14 protein-coding genes are annotated in these 20,477 nt (G+C 56.7%); 6 read left to right on the top strand and 8 right to left on the bottom strand.

Annotation, left to right across the window (positions count from 1 at the left end; all coding sequences use genetic code 11):
- Nucleotides 1-18: 18 nt before the first annotated feature.
- Together AB4Y89_RS18100 and AB4Y89_RS18105 are read right to left on the bottom strand one after the other, a co-directional pair.
- On the bottom strand, nt 19-3,201 hold the full coding sequence (locus tag AB4Y89_RS18100; RefSeq protein ID WP_442302342.1) for a hypothetical protein: 3,183 nt from the start codon (nt 3,199-3,201) through the stop codon (nt 19-21).
- A gap of 298 nt (nt 3,202-3,499) precedes the next feature.
- Nucleotides 3,500-4,522, bottom strand: coding sequence for a LacI family DNA-binding transcriptional regulator (locus tag AB4Y89_RS18105; protein ID WP_442302343.1), 1,023 nt, complete (start codon nt 4,520-4,522; stop codon nt 3,500-3,502).
- 133 nt (nt 4,523-4,655) lie between these two features.
- On the opposite strand from AB4Y89_RS18105, the gene AB4Y89_RS18110 reads away from it, so the two are divergent.
- Nucleotides 4,656-6,398, top strand: coding sequence for a glycoside hydrolase family 28 protein (locus tag AB4Y89_RS18110; protein ID WP_442302344.1), 1,743 nt, complete (start codon nt 4,656-4,658; stop codon nt 6,396-6,398).
- Nucleotides 6,399-6,451: 53 nt separating this feature from the next.
- Here AB4Y89_RS18110 and AB4Y89_RS18115 read toward each other — a convergent pair whose 3' ends face one another.
- The 3 genes from AB4Y89_RS18115 to AB4Y89_RS18125 form a co-directional block, all read right to left on the bottom strand.
- Nucleotides 6,452-8,056 (bottom strand): rhamnogalacturonidase, encoded by a 1,605-nt coding sequence (locus AB4Y89_RS18115; RefSeq protein ID WP_442302345.1) that lies wholly within the window; start codon nt 8,054-8,056, stop codon nt 6,452-6,454.
- Between the two features lie 136 nt (nt 8,057-8,192).
- Nucleotides 8,193-9,383 carry a glycoside hydrolase family 27 protein gene (locus tag AB4Y89_RS18120; RefSeq protein WP_442302346.1) on the bottom strand — a complete coding sequence of 397 codons (1,191 nt, stop codon included), beginning with the start codon at nt 9,381-9,383 and terminating at the stop codon, nt 8,193-8,195.
- Between the two features lie 95 nt (nt 9,384-9,478).
- Nucleotides 9,479-13,075 (bottom strand): carboxypeptidase regulatory-like domain-containing protein, encoded by a 3,597-nt coding sequence (locus AB4Y89_RS18125; RefSeq protein WP_442302347.1) that lies wholly within the window; start codon nt 13,073-13,075, stop codon nt 9,479-9,481.
- A gap of 427 nt (nt 13,076-13,502) precedes the next feature.
- Between AB4Y89_RS18125 and AB4Y89_RS18130 the strand changes: the two genes are divergently transcribed.
- Nucleotides 13,503-14,858, top strand: coding sequence for an alpha-L-fucosidase (locus tag AB4Y89_RS18130; RefSeq protein WP_442302348.1), 1,356 nt, complete (start codon nt 13,503-13,505; stop codon nt 14,856-14,858).
- Nucleotides 14,859-15,008: 150 nt separating this feature from the next.
- Nucleotides 15,009-16,181 carry a glycoside hydrolase family 88/105 protein gene (locus AB4Y89_RS18135; protein WP_442302349.1) on the top strand — a complete coding sequence of 391 codons (1,173 nt, stop codon included), beginning with the start codon at nt 15,009-15,011 and terminating at the stop codon, nt 16,179-16,181.
- A 131-nt stretch (nt 16,182-16,312) separates the two neighbouring features.
- Here the strand turns inward: AB4Y89_RS18135 and AB4Y89_RS18140 are convergent, their stop codons facing one another.
- From AB4Y89_RS18140 to AB4Y89_RS18150, 3 genes are all read right to left on the bottom strand, one after another.
- Nucleotides 16,313-17,116, bottom strand: coding sequence for an IclR family transcriptional regulator (locus AB4Y89_RS18140; RefSeq protein ID WP_147647462.1), 804 nt, complete (start codon nt 17,114-17,116; stop codon nt 16,313-16,315).
- Nucleotides 17,117-17,271: 155 nt separating this feature from the next.
- Entirely contained in the window at nt 17,272-18,057 is a 786-nt protein-coding gene (locus AB4Y89_RS18145) for an SDR family oxidoreductase (RefSeq protein ID WP_442302350.1), read from the bottom strand.
- Between the two features lie 9 nt (nt 18,058-18,066).
- Complete coding sequence (locus tag AB4Y89_RS18150; protein WP_442302351.1) at nt 18,067-18,837, bottom strand: SDR family NAD(P)-dependent oxidoreductase; 771 nt, start codon at nt 18,835-18,837, stop codon at nt 18,067-18,069.
- A gap of 99 nt (nt 18,838-18,936) precedes the next feature.
- Here AB4Y89_RS18150 and AB4Y89_RS18155 point away from each other — a divergent pair, with 99 nt between their 5' ends.
- The 3 genes from AB4Y89_RS18155 to AB4Y89_RS18165 are packed head-to-tail and all read left to right on the top strand — an operon-like array spanning nt 18,937 to nt 20,477.
- The gene (locus AB4Y89_RS18155; RefSeq protein WP_442302352.1) at nt 18,937-19,179 is read left to right on the top strand and encodes a hypothetical protein; all 243 of its coding nucleotides are present in this window, start codon (nt 18,937-18,939) and stop codon (nt 19,177-19,179) included.
- A 4-nt stretch (nt 19,180-19,183) separates the two neighbouring features.
- Nucleotides 19,184-19,567 carry an RbsD/FucU domain-containing protein gene (locus AB4Y89_RS18160; protein WP_442302353.1) on the top strand — a complete coding sequence of 128 codons (384 nt, stop codon included), beginning with the start codon at nt 19,184-19,186 and terminating at the stop codon, nt 19,565-19,567.
- 4 nt (nt 19,568-19,571) lie between these two features.
- Nucleotides 19,572-20,477, top strand: coding sequence for an amidohydrolase family protein (locus tag AB4Y89_RS18165; RefSeq protein ID WP_442302354.1), 906 nt, complete (start codon nt 19,572-19,574; stop codon nt 20,475-20,477).

Raw genomic sequence — 20,477 nt, forward strand, 5'->3', positions numbered from 1 at the left:
AGGTCTTCCAGTTCCCCTTCAGAACCGGAAGATGCCCCACTGACTTGGATTCAGGCGAGCCTCACTCGGAACGTCAGCCGTCATAGAGTCGGCCTTGTTGTGCCAGTAGACCCGAGCCCGTGCTCGTACGCCGTCGCTAAACACCATGCCTACGTCTCCGCGATATGTTTTGCCCGGTGATGGATCGATACCCAGTAGATCGAGGGGCACTGAGATTTCATATGCGGCTCCATTCACGGCAAGCTTGACGCGATCGCTGACATCCTGGACATCATCGAAGGTCACCTCTCCCACTGGCGACGCGAAGGTGACACGGTTGCCCGCTCTCTCAGCCTTTTGCCGATAGAGAACTGCCAGCAGCTTGCCATTTCTCTGTGTCACGAACAACCGGGAATCACCGACAAGGACTTGCCGGCTATCACTTGCTCCCTCCGCTCGGATCATGAGGTCCAGCCCGCCGCCCTGCGTGAACGCATAGGGGAATTCAGCGGCGCTGTTGCGGAGAAGCTGCGGTTGACTCGTCCTGTAAGCAACAATCAGACTCTTAGCATCCGTACCGAGTTGGAAGGACGATTGAGCATCGATCGATGCCCAGTCTTTCTCGCTCCACTTCTTATTCTCAGTTGCACTGACGCGATGGACCTCAACTTCAGCGCGCAGCTTTTCTCTCGATGCGGTTTCCGTGCGGAGCGGTTCGGCAGCTGCAATTGTCTCTTTCGTGGCGTCTATATATCCCAGATCAACCCGCCGGACTGAATCGAGGCCATCGAGACGCACGATCGAGGTGTGCCACTTTCCGATAGCCAGGTAGACATTGCCGTCGTCTTCTCCAAACATAAACGGCCAGAAGTGTTCCGCATCGAAACTGAGCCCCGTGACCGCCATACCTGGCTTCTGTTTCGGATACGGCCAGAAAGGGGCCATGCGTGTATCGGCGCCAAGGGTCGTAACCAGCAAACCGTCGGTGGTGTAGATGTAAATCTCTCCCATATAGGAGTAGCGGGCAACCACGTATCCCGCCTGGCCTTTGGCCGGCATGACCGGATATCCGAGCATCCGCTTCGGTTCCTGGATGTCTCCCGGCCCTGTTGGCGGCGTTCCAATGCCACGGCTCGACATCGTCCACCGAAGCTGCCCATCTTTATAGCCACTCATATCGGCAAGGAACCAGCCATCGGGGCTTAGAGCCACATCCCCTTCCGCAAGCGTATGCGAGAGCAATGTCAGCTGGTTCAGGTCATAGACAGGAACACCGGCGTTGTCGACCGAAGCCGCGGGAAGGCGGTAAGGCCCTCCGCTGATAACGGAAAGATCGGGCTGTATCACGACACCCGCTGAACCGCGCACCGCCGGACGGCTGAACTCTACCTCGTCGGCCTGAACCGCGTGGTCATGATTGCGATCGGTCCAGACAAAGAAGACGCCCTCCGGTTTCCCTGGCGGCATCTTGCTCTTAATATCGGGCCTATCCAGAGTCGTCCAGTAATGAGGACCTGGTTCGAGCCAACCTGCCGAAGCAATGGGACGGCAAACACCATCCTCCATGATCCACAGATCGCTAACGGCGGTCTGGTTATACCAGTAGGTGTTGTAGGAGTCGGTGAAGTATTGGTGCCCGTTTCGATAGAAGGTCTGCGCCGGCGTAATGCCTCCATGCGAGCCTACCGGGATCATGTCATTCGGAAAGAAGATCGGCTTCGCAGGCTGACCAGCATAGGCAATCACATCGTTGAGCGGATCCGGATAACGGTATCGCACTGCCGTCAGATGGGAGTCTCCGGTTGCGGAATCTACCTTGAATTCGAGCAGCCCCATACTGCCTGGGTTTCCGATCGACGGATAGTAAGCACGATAGGGATCATGCGGATCGGCGAATCCTCCGCCGCCATATTGTGTAGGACCATACCATGCGTTGAGAAACGCACCGGTCTTCGCATTCCACCGGCTGATTCGCTTGGGAAGATAATCTTCTTCGGCAACCCAGAGCACGCCGTTGGAGTCCACCGTCATTCCCAAAGGATGCGCCATGCGTAGTTCGTCGTATGCGCCGATCTGTGGGCCTCCGGGACGGCCGATCACACGCGCGAGCTTGCCTGCCGTCGCAGAAAACACTTTCACCTGGTGACTGCTTCCCCAGTCTGCAACATAGATCTCACCATCTGATTCGATGATCTGCTTGGGCGCCTGTAGCGCCTCTGAAGCGACGACCACCTGCGCTCCTGTCAACTCCACGGAACGCCAGTCGTTCTTCACGGTGAATCGCGTAATGCCTTCCGTGGTCGTGACCAGCAAATGGCCATCCGGCTCGAAGGTTAGGGCACCCAACCCGGAGAGCTTAACCCTTGCAAACGCAGGCTGCGTAGCATGCCGCACGTCAAAGGCAACAATCTCGTTCGCAGCCGGATTCGAGAGCAACAGCAGACCGTTATATGCCGCCAGTCCAACCAGCTCACGAAAGGCGTCATGTACCTGGATACCACCAACAACCTTGTCCACCGGAGCCAGACCATTCCTGGTAATGGCATAGACCTGCAGCGCGCCAGGATCCTTTACGCCAAAGTCTCGGCTCGGATTCACAACATAGACGGTGTAAGCAACATGGTCAGGATTTCCGGCGCTGCCGATATCCCGCGCAAGCACTATGCCACCGTTCCATCCGCGAATCTTCGTGCCACCAAGCTTGTGGCCATTCAGATCAGTCCAAATCAGGGCGTGACCGGCCTCCGCCGCATCCGCTCCAAGCAAAATCTGTGGTTGCGTAGAGTGCGTTGGCCAAGGACTACCCTGCGGAAGAAACAATGCAGAAGCCGGCGCTGTATGATCTGCCAGCCACGCTCCGGTTCCATCGGATGTGGGCCACGGCGGATCACCCGGAGAATAGATGGAGTACTGCAGACGTGGCGTAATCGCCTGATGGAAAAGACCGCGGACATGGTACTTCCCGGGATGAGCCACACCGTCTGTCGAAGTTCCATCCCACCTGATAATGTTCTTTCCTTGATGGACAGGCTGGTCGGCGACGAGGTTCTTGACGCGAATGCCCTTCGCATCCTCAAGCACCAGTGTCAGAAGACCATCCTCGGGAGCCTCATAGGAGATAGAGATTCCCTGTGACTTCGCCGGAGACGTCCCCTGCGCCTGAGAGCATTGCGCCCAGGCGAATATAGCAAGACCGGCAATCGCGCCGGCGCGGCAATTCATCCATCTTCTGCAAGACCAATACAACATACGCACGACGGCCATCTTCCCTCAGCAGATACGATAATGACTCCATATCAGACATCCGAGTTTCACGAGGAAACCGGCGTCGGCGTTTCATTTTCCAGGAGACGGCCAGCATCGGGGGCATGACGAATGTATTCGTTCCGCACGCATGAATGCGCCGTACGGGTAAGAATGGGTACATTCCGCATTACAGCATTCTTCTCATGGATCGTTTCACGATCTGAAACGCGATAAGCGGGCAAGTCGGGAGTATCAGCTCTGCAGTGAGTTCAAACTACTTGCCGGCCGGCTTTCGATCGCGAGGAGCCGGCCCCGTGGAGTCCCGGATCACGAGCGTGGTACTCACCATGGACTGATGTCCTCTTCCATGGGGATGCTTCGCCAGTACATCGAGCGCCCGGAAGAGCGCCTGCGCCAGTTCCTGCCGCGGCAGGCGCAGCGTCGTCAATGCGGGATAAACGATCTCGCACAGCTCAATGTCGTCAAATCCGATGATCGAGATCTCTTCGGGAATGCCAACGCCCTGTGCACGTGCCACTCGCATGGCTCCAATCGCCGTAAGATCGTTCGTCGCCAGAATGGCAGTCGGACGCGTTTTCATCGCAAGGATCTCGCGCATGCCCGCTTCTCCGCCGCTGATCCGGTAATTCCCCGGCAGAACAAACTTCGGATCGTACTTCAATCCGGCCTCTTCGATTGCAGTGCGGAAGCCCTCGACACGATGTTCTGAGATCGTCAGCCCAAGCGAACCACCGATATATCCAATGCGGCGATGCCCCAACCGCTTGAGATGCTCCACTGCCTGTTTCATGCCACTTAGGTATTCCACGGCCACATCACTTACGCCTCGCGCAATACTGCGACGGTCGAGAGTGACAAGCGGGACACGATTATGGATGAGCGATTCGATCGGCTGCGTTTCAATCTCTGCCGCAAGCAGGGCAACCGCATCGACCTTTCGGATCAGCATCCGGCGAATAGTCCGCTGCAGCTTTGCCGGCTGAAAGTCGGTCGTCGCCATCAGCATGTCCTGATCGTTAGAGACCAGGATGGCTTCGAAGCAACGAATCAGTTCCGGGAAGAACGGGTTGGTAATGTCGGGAATGATGAGACCGAAGGTGCTGCTGCGGCCATACTTCAGAGTCGTCGCACTTCCATTCGGCACAAAGTTCGTCTTCTCGATCACCCGCTGCACGCGTTCTGCAGTTTCAGGGCGAACGAGGGACGATCCATTGATGACTCGTGAGACCGTTGCGCTGGATACGCCTGCGATCTTCGCAATGTCTCGCATGTCCATGTGGAAGGCACTCTCCAAAGTGCGGAAATTACGGCGAAATTCACCGACTGAACCTAGTTTATAGGTTGACTCATGTATACGAATACATCTATCGTTGTCCCACCTCGAATTTCTTCGATCCGGACACCATTCCATGCCTGAAAATTATCTTTCTTCCGCACAAGGTACGCCTGCTCGTCTCACTCGCCGTCAGTGGCTCGAAAAAGCCCCTCTGACAGCCCTTGCCGCGGGAGCTGCCTTCGACATGCTTCCGAAGCAGGCTCATGCAGCAGCTCCGTCGCGAAGCGACATCGATCTTGGCAGCCGCGTCTATAACATTCGCAGCTATGGCGCGAAGGGTGACGGCGTCGCGCTGGACACCAAAGCCCTGCAAGCGGCGATCGATGCGTGCAACCACGATGGCGGGGGCACGGTTCTTGTTCCAGCAGGCACCTTCCAGATCGGTACCGTGGAGCTGAAGAGCAACGTCACGCTGCATATTGCGGCATCCGGCAAACTGCTGGGATCGGCGGACGGAAAGCAGTATCACGCCGTTGACGCCATTCCGCTTAGCGGAGATACCACACTGATCGATGGCAACTGGGCATTGCTCTATGCTGTCAATGCCACCAACGTCACCGTTGAAGGCCCGGGAACGATCGATGGCCAGGGCTACCAGTTCCATTCCCCGGTCCGTGGCCAAAAGCCGCCCAGCGGTTTGGGCGGAAACAGCCGCCCATACCATATCCTGGCTTATCGTTGTGAAGGCCTCCGCGTACGCGATATCGATCTCCTTGACTGCGCGTACCACAGCATCCGGGTCATCCAGAGCAAGCGCGTCCACATGGACGGCATCTATATTCATAACCGGGTGAACGGCAACAACGACGGTTTTCACTTCATCAGTGCGCAGTATGTCACCGTTAATAACTGCATCATTCTCTGCCAGGACGATGCATGCGCTCTCTTCGGAAGCTGCCACAACGTCGCGATCACCAACTCTATCTTCAGTACACGCTGGTCGGTCTTCCGCTTCGGGGGCGGTTCTCCGCGTAATATCACCGTCTCCAATTGCGTTCTGATGCAGGTGTACGGATGCCCGATTAAGTTCCAGGGAAACCCGGGCTCCAGCTATGAAAACATCAACTTCTCCAATATCACTCTCGATCAAGTAACCGGTCCGATCCACGTCGGTGTTGGTCCACGGCAGCCTCGCGCCAACGCGCCACGCACCGACGATATGGCCACTGCTCCTCGTGAGGAATCAGGCGCACCTGCCGTCCTCCGCAATGTCTCTTTCAGCAATATCCAAGGCACAGTAACCACCGATCCCCCGCAGCTTGCGGAGGCAAAAGTCACCAGTGGCTACAATCCCGGAGAGAAGCACTCCTGCATCACGCTCACCTGCAGTGGGGGCGCGACGATGGAGAACGTCTCGCTCTCCAATATCAATCTCACCTTCGGTGGTGGCGGAACCGCAGAGGATGCTGCCCGCAGAGACCTTCCTGAGATCGCCGGCGAGTACTTCATGATGGGGCCGATGCCTGCCTATGGGCTCTATGCCCGGGGAGTCCACGGTTTGACCGTCGAGAACGTAAAGTTCCGGCTGGCCTCGTCGGACCTGCGGCCGGCGGTCATCTTTGATCGCGTCGTAGATGCTTCCATCCGCGGCTTGAATGTCGAAGCCGACAGCCAGACGGAATCTGCTGTACGCTTCATCAACAGCAAGGAAGTCCTTCTGACAGATCCACGGATGAAGGGTGCACCGCAGACATATCTTCAGGTGGAAGGTTCAGGCTCAGAGAAGATCACACTCGACGGAGGCGATGTTGCCTCGGCGAAACTTGTGAAGTATGCTGCGAGTGCAAGCGACGGAACGGTAAAAGTCCGGGCTTAACCGAGACCCAAAAGTGAACGGCCCTCATGCTCTCATGAGGGCCGTTTCTCTTTTTAGATGTCCCGTTTGTCGATCTTTTCCTCTCGAACGTCTTTGATCGACTTGCAGCCAAAGACGCGGAAATCACTGACATCCTGGAGATGAAAGGCTGATCCTTCCGGCGCCTTCGTCTTGATACGGAAGCAATCCACACCATCGACATCATTCATCCAGAAGGCAGGCCTGGCATCCGCCTTCTCGGAGATGATCTCGACATTGCTGAAATCGATGTTCCTCACGTGGCGTACGAAGAAACCATGTGCCGGCAGCGTGCCGAACATTCTTGGTTCCGGATAGTCGTTCGGCTTTTCTACAGGCTGAAGCGCTGCCATCTCCGAAGTGCCACCACCACGCTGATGGATATAGACGTCGCTAACCTTCACATCTTCGATATAGTGCCCAGGAACACCGCTGATGATAGAAGACAGCTCCGTATTCGCTCCATAACAGGTAATGCCGCTCATGATCACGCGCTTGAGCGTGCCTACAGGGGTTCCAACCGGCCCACGCATTCTGGTGCCAAGCCGCAAGAAGATCGGTGAGTTACGGATGTCCCGCATCGTAATGCCGACGAAGGTGATGTCTTCCAGCAGCGCTCCATCGACCGATTCGAGAGCAAAACCGCGGCAGCTTTCAAAGACGCAGTTGGAGATGGTGATGTTCTTGAAACCACCATTCGACTCCGTTCCACACTTGATGCGGCCGGTTGGAACGACCTTGAACTCAGGTGGATGCCGCTTGAAGGTTCCATCCAGCAACGTCCCAAGCTGATAGCCGCCGGTCACATAGCAGTTGGTGATCGTGACATTCTCAGTGGCACGAGCATATCCCAGGGCGAACGAGCTTTTGGGGCAGATACCGTCGTCCCACGGGGAGTTAACGCTGCAGTTCGATACACGCACGTTGCGGCAGCAGTCGATATCCATGCCGTCGCGATTGGTATCGATCTTCAGATTATCGATGGTGAGGTTATCGACGCCTGTGGCGAGGATGCCGAAGTGTCCTCCCTCAAGGATCGAGAAGTCGCGAAGAACAACATTGAAGCAGTTCTTGAGTGCTATCGCCTTGTTACCCGCTCCTGGCTTGTCGGCTTTAGGGCGATCCTTATCCGATAGTCCGCGACTGAGTCCCTTACCCCAGATCAGGCCGGTACCGAGGATCGCGAAGTCATGAATCCCCTCGCCCCAGATCAGGCTGTTGTGCCAGTGGTTATGACCGTAGTCCTGGTACTCCTCCCAGGATTGCCGTTCACCCGGAGGATCATACCCATCCGTCCCACCTTCCAGCGGTGTACTTGCTGCAAGAATGGTTGCGCCTTGCTCGATGTACAGAACGATATTGCTCTTCAAACGAATCGAATAACTGGCATACACACCCGCCGGGAATACGACCGTTCCACCTCCCGCGGCAGCTGCTGCCTCGATGGCGCGATTGATGGCAGGCGAATCAATCGTCTTACCATCCCCTTTCGCTCCATATTTTCTGACATCGAAGAGTGAACCTGCAGTGGTCGTCGGAGCCGGTGCCGCCATGGCTCGCGCTCCGACGACGGCTGGCGCTAATGCTCCGGCAACACCTGTGCCCACAAGCTTCAAAAAGTCTCTGCGAAATGCATCCATCGTGAGCTCCCTGTTGTGGTTGCTAGAGCATTTTCCCTGTTGCTGGGTATTCCGAAAGAGGAGTGCAGCGGCGTTTTCATTACGGAAAACGCCCATAGATGCGGCCCCCCTACACTACACCTACAGGAAAAATGCTCTACTGCGATACTTTCAAGAAAATGACTCCGTGTGCAGGAACGGTAGTCTGGAAGGAACTATTCAGATTCTTGAGTTCCCCCTTCCACAGATCACGCGCCTTTACCGGGCCGGTAAAGCCCAAGGTGCGGAAGTCGACTGTCGTTGTGAGAGCGGTGTGGTGCCGATTGAAGATACCCACCGCCTGCGATCCATCGGCGAGGTGGCGCGACCAGACCTCAATCGGCCCCTCGGTGCTGACTCGATCCCCCTGCTTCCCTGCCGCGTCCTGATCGACGGCGATGACTTCCTTATTCGTCAACAGGGCTAGCGTCTCCGGAGTCATCGAGGAGAGATCGTTCCCGGCGAGCAGCGGCGCCGCGAGAATCGCCCAAAGGCTCATATGGGTCCGATACTCGTCCGTCGTCATGCCGCCGTTGCCGATCTCCAGCATGTCCGGATCATTCCAATGCCCGGGTCCTGCAAAGCGCGCAAGCCCAGCCTGACTGAAACCGATCTCCGCCATCTTGGCGTACTTGTCGGAGATGTCGCCCGTCGTCCGCCACAGGTTGCCACCGACCTCAGTGCCCCAACGCCACACGGCGTCCTGGCCATACTGGCAGAGGCTATAAACAATCGGCCTTCCTGTGTTGCGAAGCGCGACGTCCATCTTCTTATAGGCATCGATCATGATCTTGTGAGCTTCTTCAGGACTCGCTGCCGCCTTCATCTGCTCTTTCAAACCGCAGAGATCATACTTCAGATAGTCGATTCCCCAGGCGGCATAGGCCTTCGCATCCTGTTCCTCGTGGCCGAGACTACCTTCAAACTTCGCACACGTCTGGCTTCCGGGCGAAGAGTAGATGCCCAGCTTCAGACCTTTGCTGTGAACGAAGTCAGCAAGCGCCTTCATATCCGGAAACTTGCTGTTCGTCTGGATGTTGCCGTTGGCGTCCCGGCCCGCTTCCCAGGTGTCATCGATATTGATGTAGACGTAGCCGGCATCGCGCATACCGCTGGAGACCATCGCCTCCGCCTGCGCGCGGATGACGGCATCGTCCACCTTATTCCGAAAATGGTTCCAGCTATTCCACCCCATCGGTGGCCGCTGGGCAAGCTGGTTAGAACTATTTTGTGCATGCGCACAGAATGAAGCAAAACAAAGCGCCAGAGCAGTAGCGCCGAACACAGAAATCCGATGCAACAGAGACATGACAAAGCCCTTTATTGGTTCCGGCCGAAGAGATCTATAGATAAAAAAGGGGGTCACGGCTGTTCGGAAGCCGTGACCCAAGAGGTAACCAACGTCTAGAAGTTGATGCGTCCGGAGAGCTGCAACTGGCGTGGACCGCGATCGCCGGTCAGATTTCCGAAGGTAGAAAAGTTGGTTGTGCCGTTCGTATTGAAACGTGCCGTGTTATCGATGGCATTGAACGATGCATGGTTGAATACGTTATAGGCCTCGCAGCGGAGCTGGAAGAGAATGCCCTCGCGGATGGGAACATTCTTGTTGAGGGCCATATCCATGTTGTTCGTTCCGGGCCCGCGGAAGACGATATTACGTGTAATACCTGGCGTGTCGGGTCCGGGTACCGCCTTATACGTCGGCAAAACGAAGGTGCTGGTGTCGAAATACTGCGTGACTGTCCTCTTGTTCTTTGGAAGAACAGGGTTAGCAGTTACTACAGCACGTGCACCATCTCCGCCGCCGGTCAGGTCGATGCCAGAGGTGTTGAGCGTGATACCGTACGGAGTTCCACTGACAAGCTCCGCGATACCGGAGTACTGCCAGTTATCCAGCACGGCCTTCGTAGCCCAGTTTGACCACAGAGCACTGCCCTTCGGAAGATCCCACAGCCAGTGAACGACAAAGTTGTTGGTGCGGTCATAACTGGCCAGGGAGTAATTCCAGAAACGGCGGTCCTGGTAGGTCGCCACCGTTCCGTTCACAGCATCCGCGTCGGTCATGGCCTTCGACCAGGTGTACACCACACCGAACTGCAGCCCCTTGGCAAAGCGGCGAGTCAGCTGTGCCTGCAGCGAGTGATAGTTGGACGTACCCGAGTATGAACGAAGATTGATCGCGCCGTAGCCCGGAGTTGGACGGAAGAAGTTATCGTTCAGTGGAACCGGCTGTGAAACGTTGCCAAGCACCGTAGTCGCGGCGACCGTATTGTCGATGTTCTTCGCTTGGAAGTGCGAAAGATACGGCACCAGATTCGTGTTGTACTGCTCGCTCAGGTGGCGTCCGAAGGTACCGACGTAGGCAACGTCAATGACCGTGCCTCCGTTGATGGCCTGCTGTATGCCAATTGTTCCATTGAAGATGGTCTCCAGCGGCCTGTTCGGCTGAAGAATTCGCGTATCTTGCGGGCTGATCGTCGAGATACCAGCACCGCTGCACGCGGAGCCGGAGCAGTTGTTGGCAAACTGACGGGCATCCCCATAGTTCTGCACAGGGTTGATGACGATCGGTCCTATCAATGAATAGTCGCCAACAGTACCGCCGCCTTCACGCATGTTGTAGAACAGTCCGGTTCCACCGCGAATTACGGTCTTTGAGTTGTTGAAAGGGCTGTATGCAAAACCGAAACGGGGAGCCACCAGTAGACCATTACTATTGCGCAGAGATGCCGGATAGCTGGTGTCGGTGTTCACTACTGTGCCATTGAAGAAGTCACCGGAGTTCGGCACAAACTGTCCGATATAGACAACAGGCAACAAAGGATTTCCGGAAGATCCGGGCGTGCCGGCTCCAGGATCGACAGCATAGCGTGTCTTGGTCTTCGGGTCCTGATACGGCGTATAGAGTCTCGGCACCTTTGCACTGTTGTACCGGCTGGGGACGTAACCAGCGCCATTCCCCGGCTTCAGAGTCGTCGGCAGGTCATAGCTGAACCGGACACCATATTCCAGGGTCAGGCTAGGAACCACCTTCCAGCTATCCTGCAGATACCACTCCAGCACCTTCCACGTCGGAGCATAGTCGGTCGTATTGCTCCCCTCTGTGTAGGAGTTGTAGTAACCGGCGACGGCATTGGCGTAGGCATAACCGGTGTCGTTCGGATTCGAGGAGTTCGTGTCGAAAGAGAACTGTCCATCGAAGGTCGCACCCGTGTGCCGTTGGATATAGAGGCCCTTCTGATAGTAGATACCTGCCTTCGGCGTATGACGGTTGAAGACTTTGGTGATACCGTCCGTTACCTGCCAGGAACGTGTATCGTCCGAGAGCGGGAACCGGTTGTCAAACAGAATCGACGGCGAGTTGGCGATCGAGAATCCAGTGCTGCCTGCAAAGCTCGCTCGCGGCACCAGCTTCAGCGGATTGATGGCCGGATTGTACTGCCCAAGATTGATGCCCAGCTTGTCCTTCTGGAACTTGGCGATATCGGCAGAATTGGAAAGACCTGTTGTCTCGTTCCAGCTCGCAAAGCCGACATTGAGTTCGTTGATCAGTGTCTGGGTTGGAATATAGGTGACGTTTAAGGTCGCATTTCTCGAAGGCGTGGAATAAAAGAACGGTACTCCCCACTGCATCAGCGCGTTGACCGCTGCCGCATTCGGACCATCATTCGTGGTCGTCATATGCGTTCCGCGGAAGTAGGTGTGCAACTGGGTGAAGGGGTTGTAGTCAACGCGCAGCACTTGCTGGTTTACAGGGTTCTTGGTTACGCCCTGATTGACGTAGTTATAGAGGCCACCACCAATTGTGCCGCTCGCGTTCGGCAAAGGCAGAATGCTCATCAGTTTCTGCGTGTCAGGGTCGATGCGGCTGGTTGGGATCTTATTGCCCGGAAAGCATCCCGACGTGTTCGCCTTGGAGCAGGTTGTCGACGAAGATGTCGGGTCCTTGATATAGACCTGATTGCCGCTCTTATCGACACTCTGCGAGAAGTCACCCTGGCGCTCCAACGCTGTCGGCATCATGAACTGGCGTAGTGTTCCAGGCTTCTTGGTGGGCCAGATCTCCTGCGAGAAGAAGAAGAAGATCTTGTCTTTTCTCTCATTGAGAAGACCGGGAATGAAGAAAGGTCCGCCGACGTTATAGCCGATGGTGTTGTAGCGGCTTATCGGGCGAGGCACATAGGTCTTGTTCTTATTGAAGTAGTCGTTGGCGTTGAAGGCTTCATTACGGTTGTAGTAGTAGGCCGAGCCGTGAAAGCTTTTCGAACCCGACTTGGTCACAATCTGTACCACTGAACCGGCGGCCTGACCGTACTCTGCCTGGTAGTTGCCCAGAAGCACCTTTACTTCGCCGATCGCGTCATAGTTCATCGGTGTGTCAAGGTTCGGACCGCCACGCGTGTTTCCCGTGGTTCCATCGATACTCAGGCTGTTGTAGTCGCCGCGTACGCCATTGATCGTACCCGCGCTCTGTGTTCCGAGCTGGCTTGCGCCGCCGCCATCCTTAACCACACCGGGAAGAACGCGAAGCAGCGCTGTCACGTCGCGCCCCGCCGTCATCAGGGTGGACAGCTCCTTCGAGTCGAGCAGGGCCGAGCGTTCGCCGCTCTCAGTCTGCACAGGCGTCCGGTCTGCCTGGACCTCAACCGTCTCTGACTGTGCGCCGACGGCCAGGGTAATGTTACCGGCGGAGAGACGCTCGTTGGCGCTGAGGTTCAGGTTCTCTTTTTCGTAGGCCTTGAATCCGATGAGGGCGATTCTGACCTTGAACTGACCGGGTTGGACGGCGGGAAAGACAAAATCGCCCGATTCGGCGGTTTTAGCCTCGCGCACCTCTCCGGTTTGCAAGTTAAGGAGCTGTACGGTAGCTCCGACAATGTTGGCGCCAGATGGGTCTACAACGTGACCGCTGATCTGGCCGCTGGTGCTTTGTGCGGAAATGGAGACAGTGGTCGCGAGCAACACCAGCAGAAGAAATGGCCTCAAAAACGATCTGATCATTACAACTTCCTTTCGCGCCCCAGATGTCGGTCAGAGCCAGTGGGTATGAATACGTATACAACTCGCGAAACGTATTTATGCATTCAGAGGAGCGGGCATCATCGTGCGTGATCTATTCAGCCTTTGTCAATGGAAAATTTTCTCTGTAAAAACAGGCTTTCAGGAATGAATCGCCTCAGAAATGCCTGGTTACCGGAGGATATGCCGAACGCCCTTCAGCCCCTCAGAAAGCAGCAAATCTTTCTTGACACTGTTTCCTGCACACGTATACATTTTTGGGGCTTTCCTCCTTCCCCCTGAGAAAAATCTGCCCCGCACAAGGATTTCGTTGACCATCGATCGATGGTTCATGAAAAATGCTTTTCATATTTGACAATCGCCAATCGCCCACAGCTAACCGTCTTACATTGCTTCAGGAGGAACCTTCGTGCTCAGTAAGAAACTTTTCGATCGCCGGCAGGCGCTGCTCGGGACCGCTGCTTCGATCGCCGGTCTCGCGGCTCCAAAATTCGGCTTCGCCCAGCAGACCATCTCCAATCAGGCCTACACCGGAAAAACGCAGCCCGGGGATGAAACCCGCACGCAGCGCCTGCAGTGGTGGCACGAAGCAAAATTCGGCATGTTCATCCACTTCGGCGTCTACAGCAGCATCATGCGGCACGAGTGGAACATGGAGAACGAAGCCCCGCCGATCGAGGAGTACATGGCGCATGCGAAGTCGTTCAAGCCATCCCGTACCGGACCTCGCGCGTGGGCCAAACTGGCAAAGCGCGCTGGCATGAAGTACATGGTTCTGACCACGAAGCACCATGAGGGCTTCTGCAACTTCGATACCAAGCTCACGGACTACAACGCGGTCAAACAAGGGCCCGGCTTCGACATCGTCAAGGAATACGTAGATGCAGCCCGGGCCGAAGGGCTCCGCGTCGGCTTCTACTACTCGCTGATGGACTGGCACCATCCGGACGGCGCCCACTGCGCCACCGACGAGGCTGCCCGTAAACGGTTCGTGGAATATACCCACGGCCTCATCCATGACATCCTCTCCAACTACGGGAAGATCGACGTCCTGTGGTACGACGTTCCCTGGCCACTGGACGCTGACGGATGGGAGTCCAAGCGGATGAATGAGATGGTCTTCAAACTGCAGCCGGAGATCGTGGTCAACAACCGGAACAAGCTCGATGGAGACTTCTCCACTCCGGAACAGAAGATCGTCGCGGAGACCGGTGGCCGTGCCTGGGAGTCGTGCATGACCTTGAACGATAGCTGGGGCTACCAGCGGGCCGACGATGCCTGGAAGACCTCCAAGACCGTCATCCGCAACCTGATCACTTGCGCCCGCGATGGTGGAAACTACCTGTTGAATATCGGCCCCAAGCCGGATGGCTCCATCCCGGAGGAGTCGGTACGCATTCTCACCGAAGTCGGTGACTGGATGGCCGCCAATGGAGAAAGCATCTACGGCAGTGATCTCTGCCAGCCGCGCCGCTCCAACTACGCCAGCTTCACGCGGAAAGGAAAGACGCTCTACATGCACGTTCACTTCTGGCCGGGCGAGTACATCGCGATCGGAGGACTTAGCGTGAAGGTGAAGAGCGCAAAGTTCCTCAAGACCGGCAAGCCCATAACCTTCACCCAGAATGAGTGGCACGTCAAGTTCACCGACCTGCCGGAGAAGGCGCCGGACTCTCCGGTAACCACCATTGCAATCGAATGCGACGGCGAGCCGGCCCAGGACAACATCCGCGTTCGGAAAGAAAAACCGCGCGCCGGCGTCTAGCTGGCATGGTCCCTCCAACCTGCCACCGGGAGCCGAAATCACTAGGCGACTCCCGGCGGCTTTGTATCAGAAGCGCAGCACGCTGCCCGCTTCGTAATATCGCCAGGTCATCGGCAACCTTATCGCTACCTGCCCAAAAGGAAGACAAACATGACAGATTTCACTCGAAGAGAATCGTTCAAACTGTTCGCAGCCGCGCCTCTGCTCACCACAGGCCTGCATCGTTCCGCATGGGCGATGAAGGCGGAAAAGCCCTCAGCTCAGCCCGACTGGTCTCGCCTTGTGATCGATGGCATGCTGCACCGCACACCGGACCCTCGCAACCTGAGCGGCTGGGGCTATGCCGTTTCCCTCTTCCTCTATGGGCAATATCTCTTCTATAAGCGAACCAAGGAAAAGAAGTATCTGAACTACATCCAGGGCTGGGTCGATAAGCACGTCAACGATGAGGGCGTGATTGATCGTCCGATCACCGCGCTCGACTATGTGCTGCCCGGCAATCTCCTGCTCATCCTGCATAAGGAGACCGGACAGAAGAAGTACAAGACCGCCGCCGACACCATTCGCCACACCTTCGACAACTATCCGCGCACCGAGGACGGCGGCTTCTGGCACGCACTCTCTCGCCAGCACCAGCTATGGCTCGACGGCATCTTTATGGGAATGCCGTTCCTGGTGCGCTACGGCACGGCCTACGGAGAGAGCAAATATACGCTCGACGAAGCGGCAAAGCAGTTCCAGATCTATGCCAGCCACCTCAATGATCCGAAGTCGGGCCTGATGTTCCATGCCTATGACGAGTCCGGAGCGCAGCCATGGGCAGATCCCACCACGCATCACTCGGCCTATTTCTGGTGCCGCGCGATTGGATGGTTCGGCATGGCCCTGATCGAGGTTCTCGAACTTATGCCTCACTCCCATCCGCAACGGGAAAAGCTGATTGCCCAGCTTCGTCAGCTCTGCGAGGCCTACAGCCGCTACCAGGACAAGGAGACCGGCCTCTGGTTTCAGATTCTGGACAAAGGCGACGATCCGAACAACTGGCGCGAGACCTCAAGCTCGTGCATGTACACCTACACTATGTCGATGGCGGCCAAACGTGGCTATATTGCAAAACGCTATGCCGACGTCGCGGTCAAAGGCTACAAAGGCGTACTCACGCAACTTTCAAAGGACGATGACGGATTTGGCCATATCGCCAATATCTGCGAAGGCACCAATGTAGGCGACCTCGCGTACTACTACAACCGCCCGCGCCGTACGGACGACTTCCATGGCCTGGGAGCCTTCCTCATCATGAACGAGCACATGCGCAGCGCTTAATCGGACGTCGAAAGCGATCAGAGCATTTTCCCTGTAGGTATAGAGTAGGGCTTCCGCATCTATGGGCGTTTCCGCAATGAAAACGCCGCCGCACTCCTCTTCCGGGATACCCAGCAGCAGGGAAAATGCTCCTAGACGTGCAGTCCGATCGCTTTCGACACCTCCTGCGTTCCGGCACGCAGCATCTCCGTAATGCTTGCCGGCGAGATATGAGCGTCCATGTGGTCGATGTACGGAATGGTGATCGCCGCGATGGCTGAGCCGGTGTGATCGAGCACGGGGAAACTGAAGTTGACGACGCCACGTACCTGGTAGCTCTCGCGCTTCTCAAAACCCTTCTTCTGGATGAGCGCCAGGTGGGCTTCGAGGTTCTTCGGCGGTTTGCGGCCGGTCTCACGCTGCCACTCCGTCAGGGTCCGCTCCTGCTCCGCCTTATTCTGATGAGCCAGAATGACGTATCCGGACGAAGCTTCCATGATGTCCACGGTCGAGCCAAGCTTGACGTAAAAGCCGACGGAAGTAGGCGCATTGACCTGCGCCAGAATCACGACACGACCGCTCTCGACCACACCCAGATGGCAGGACTGCATGGTCTGCGACGCCAGCCGGTGCATGACCGGCAATGCCTCGCTGATCAGACGCTCGGTAGGCGGATGCTCCTGCACTAGCTTGAAGAGCTTCAGAGTCAAGGAATACTTCTCCGCCCCCGCCTGTGCGATGTAACCCCGATGCTCCAGACAGAGCAACATGCGAAAGATCTCTGAGACGCTGCGGTTCAACTCACGCGCGATCTGGCTCATGCTCAGACCGACGGTCTGATGAGCCAGAAGTTCGATTACGTCGAGCCCCTTGTCGAGGGCGGGCGCGGCATAATCGTTTTTGAGGTTGCGCTTGGTGCGCGGGCTGGTCTGCTTGGCGGTCTGTTTAAGGCTCATGGCGAGTTATCTGGATACTTTAGAGCATTTCCCTGTTGCTGGGTAGCCCGTGAGGGGGCGTGCAGTGGCGTTTTCATTACGGAAAACGCCCATAGATGTGGAACCCCTACACGACACCTACAGGGAAATGCTCTAGCGCACATCCGCCCTGCCTGCTAGGTAAGGGCTCTGTCCAGATGTACATAGCCGCCATCAGCGCTGAGATGTTGCCCGGTCGTATGGCCAGACATCGTGGGAGATAGCAGAAAGGCGGCCAGCGCCCCGATCTCCTCGATGGTCGTCATCCGATGACCAAGGGGAATGCGGGATTTGATGCGCGACAGCTCCTTCTCGGGATCGCCTACAGTCTTCAGCCAGGTTTGATATAGAGGGGTCATCACTTCCGCCGGCACCACGGCATTTACCCGGATACCGTATGGCAGCAGCTCCGCCGCCCATTCGCGGGTCAGGGCAAGCTGTGCTCCCTTGGCGGCCGCATAGGCTGAGGTTCCGCCCTGCCCCGTCATCGCGACCTTCGAGCTGATATTCACGATCGCGCCTACCGACGCCTTTAAAAGAGGCAATGCGAACTGGGCCAGAGCGTAATAGTGCAGCAGGTTCTGCTGCAGGCTCTCCATAAACCGCTCCGGCGTGCCATTTTCAAGGCCGATTCCATCATTCGCTCCGGCGTTATTGACCAGGCCGAAGAGTTCACCATATTTGGCCTGTATATGGTCGATCGCCGTCCGGCACTGGCGGGTCTCTCCCAGTTCCAGCTCAACCAGCTCGCAGGGCAGACCTTTCTGGTCCACATCTTCCATCAGTTGCCGCACGGCCGATGTTACACGGCCTAGTATCACCACCCTGGCGCCTTCGGCCAGACATGCACGGGTGATTCCCTCGCCGATGCCAGAGCCCCCGCCGGTGACGGCAATCACCTTCCCCTTAAGTCCCAGATCCATATGCGCCCTTTAGCGGAGATTGAAATAGCCACCATCGATCGGATAATCGGCACCGGTCACGAACGACGAAGCGTCCGAACAGAGATATAGCGCCAGAAGCGCGATCTCCTGGGGAGTCCCCATGCGGCCGACCGGCTGGGCGGCTGCCAGACGGGCCATCTGCTCCGCCTCTTTGCCGGCGTAGTTACGCGCCAAGAAATCGTCGACGAACGGCGTGTGCACACGTGCAGGCGAGATACAGTTGCACCGAATGCCGTGCTGCAGGTAGTCCTTTGCAACAGAGAGTGTCATCGACAGTACGGCTCCCTTGCTCATGGAATACGCGAATCTGTCTGACAGCCCGGCAGTGGCGGCAATCGACGCCATATTCAGAATCACTCCGCTCTTCTTCTCGACCATCTGGGCAACCGCGGACTGCATCACCAGGTATGAGCCTTTAACATTAATCCGGAACAGACGGTCAAACGAGGCGACATCGGTCGAAAGCAGCGTTCCGATATGTGAAACGCCGGCACTGTTTACCAGGATGTCGGTTCCACCTGCCTCGCCGATCGCTGCAAATGCCTGCTGCACCTGCGCTGGGTCACTTACATCGCACGGAATACCGCTTGCCCCCGGAATCGCCACAGCCGCGGCCTCTAACTGCGCGGGATTGATATCGAGAAGAGTGATGCGTGCTCCGGCCTCGGCGAAGGCAGTGGCGATCGCATTGCCGATGCCGCTTGCACCGCCCGTAACGACCGCAGATTTCCCTTCAAGGCGAAATGGAGAGGATGGCATTCCAGTTGTCATTCCCGGAGTTATAGCATCGCAAAAGACCGCTTGCCAAATAAGAATCCGGCGTTTCGCAGGCTGAGAAATAGTTGGGCAGATTACCGTATGCGAAAAAATATTTTTATTGACGAAATACAATGGAAAAACATAAACTGCCAGCAATTTACCGAGGGGCAGTCTGAACGCGCCCATGTTGGAGCAAGCGTGACATTGGAGTGCGATAACATGCTCACTGCCATCTGTTTGGGCAGCCTGACGGTTGCGTTACCGCATCATCTCTCCCTGCCGAAGGACGAGATGTCACTGTCCGCACCGTTAACCGCTATCGGTATGACCAGAAAGCGTTGAACGTATGCTGCGAACCGGAATCCTCAATCCTCATATCAATTCGCTGCTTAGCAGGGTCAGACACACCAATACTCTCGTCATCGCCGACCGTGGCTTTCCCTACTGGCCGATGATTGAGACAGTGGACATATCCCTGGTGGACAACATTCCCAGCGTGACCGATGTGCTTCAGGCGTTGCTTCCTAACTTCGTTGCCGGAAAATGCTGGATGGCACGGGAGTTCCAGGAGATGAACGACGCAGCTACCGTGGCGCGGTTCACATCGCTTCTTCCTCCCATCGGCTGGGAACCACACATCGATTTCAAGAAGCGGGTTCCACATGCCATCGGCCTGATCCGGACGGCAGAAACGATCCAGTATGCAAATGTGATTTTGGAGTCTGCCTGACACGATGCCTTCGGATTCCACCAAGCCTCATGACAGCAATTCCAGGCAAGTCTGCGTGGATGCACACCACCATCTCTGGGAGTATGACGAGATCCAGTATGACTGGATCTCCCCGGAAATGCCGGAACTGCGACGGGATTTTCTTCCATCGGATCTGGAGCTTAGGATGGAAGAGGCTGGCGTCGACGGGGCCGTGACAGTGCAGGCGAGACAAACGATTGGGGAGACGGAGTGGCTGCTGAAGCTTGCGGCGCAGCATTTTTTTCTCTACGGGGTCGTAGGCTGGGCTCCCATTGCGGAGGACAGCTTCCCTGCGCTTCTGGAACGGCTCAGTCAGGAGTCGAAGCTCCTGGGTCTGCGCCACGTCGTTCAGGCCGAGCCCGCCGGCTTTCTGGATGCACCGGCCTTCAACCGCGGTATCGAGCGCCTGCAAACCTGCGGCCTCATCTACGACATCCTCATCTTTCAGCATCAGCTCGAGGAGGCGATCCGCTTCGTCGATCGTCATCCCAACCAGCAGTTTGTTGTCGACCATGCCGCCAAACCACGCATCGCCGCGCGGGAGATCGAGCCCTGGGCGGCCAATCTCCACGAGCTGGCGAGACGGCCCAACGTTGTCTGTAAGATCTCCGGCCTGGTTACGGAGGGCGACTGGAAGTCATGGTCCACCGAAACACTGGCGCCCTATCTCGACGTCTGTCTTGAAGCCTTTGGCGCAGACAGACTCATGGCCGGGTCAGATTGGCCTGTCTGCCTGTTGGCGACGGACTATAAACAATGGTGGGGCTTCCTGCGGCAGTACTTTGCCGCCCTCAGCGATTCCGAACAACAGAGCCTCTTTGCCGGAACCTGCTGCCGCACCTACAAAATTTCCATGCCCAGACTCTCAACACAGGGAAAGGCGATCTGA

Source organism: Terriglobus sp. 2YAB30_2 (assembly GCF_052114765.1).
Taxonomy (GTDB): Bacteria; Acidobacteriota; Terriglobia; order Terriglobales; family Acidobacteriaceae; genus Terriglobus.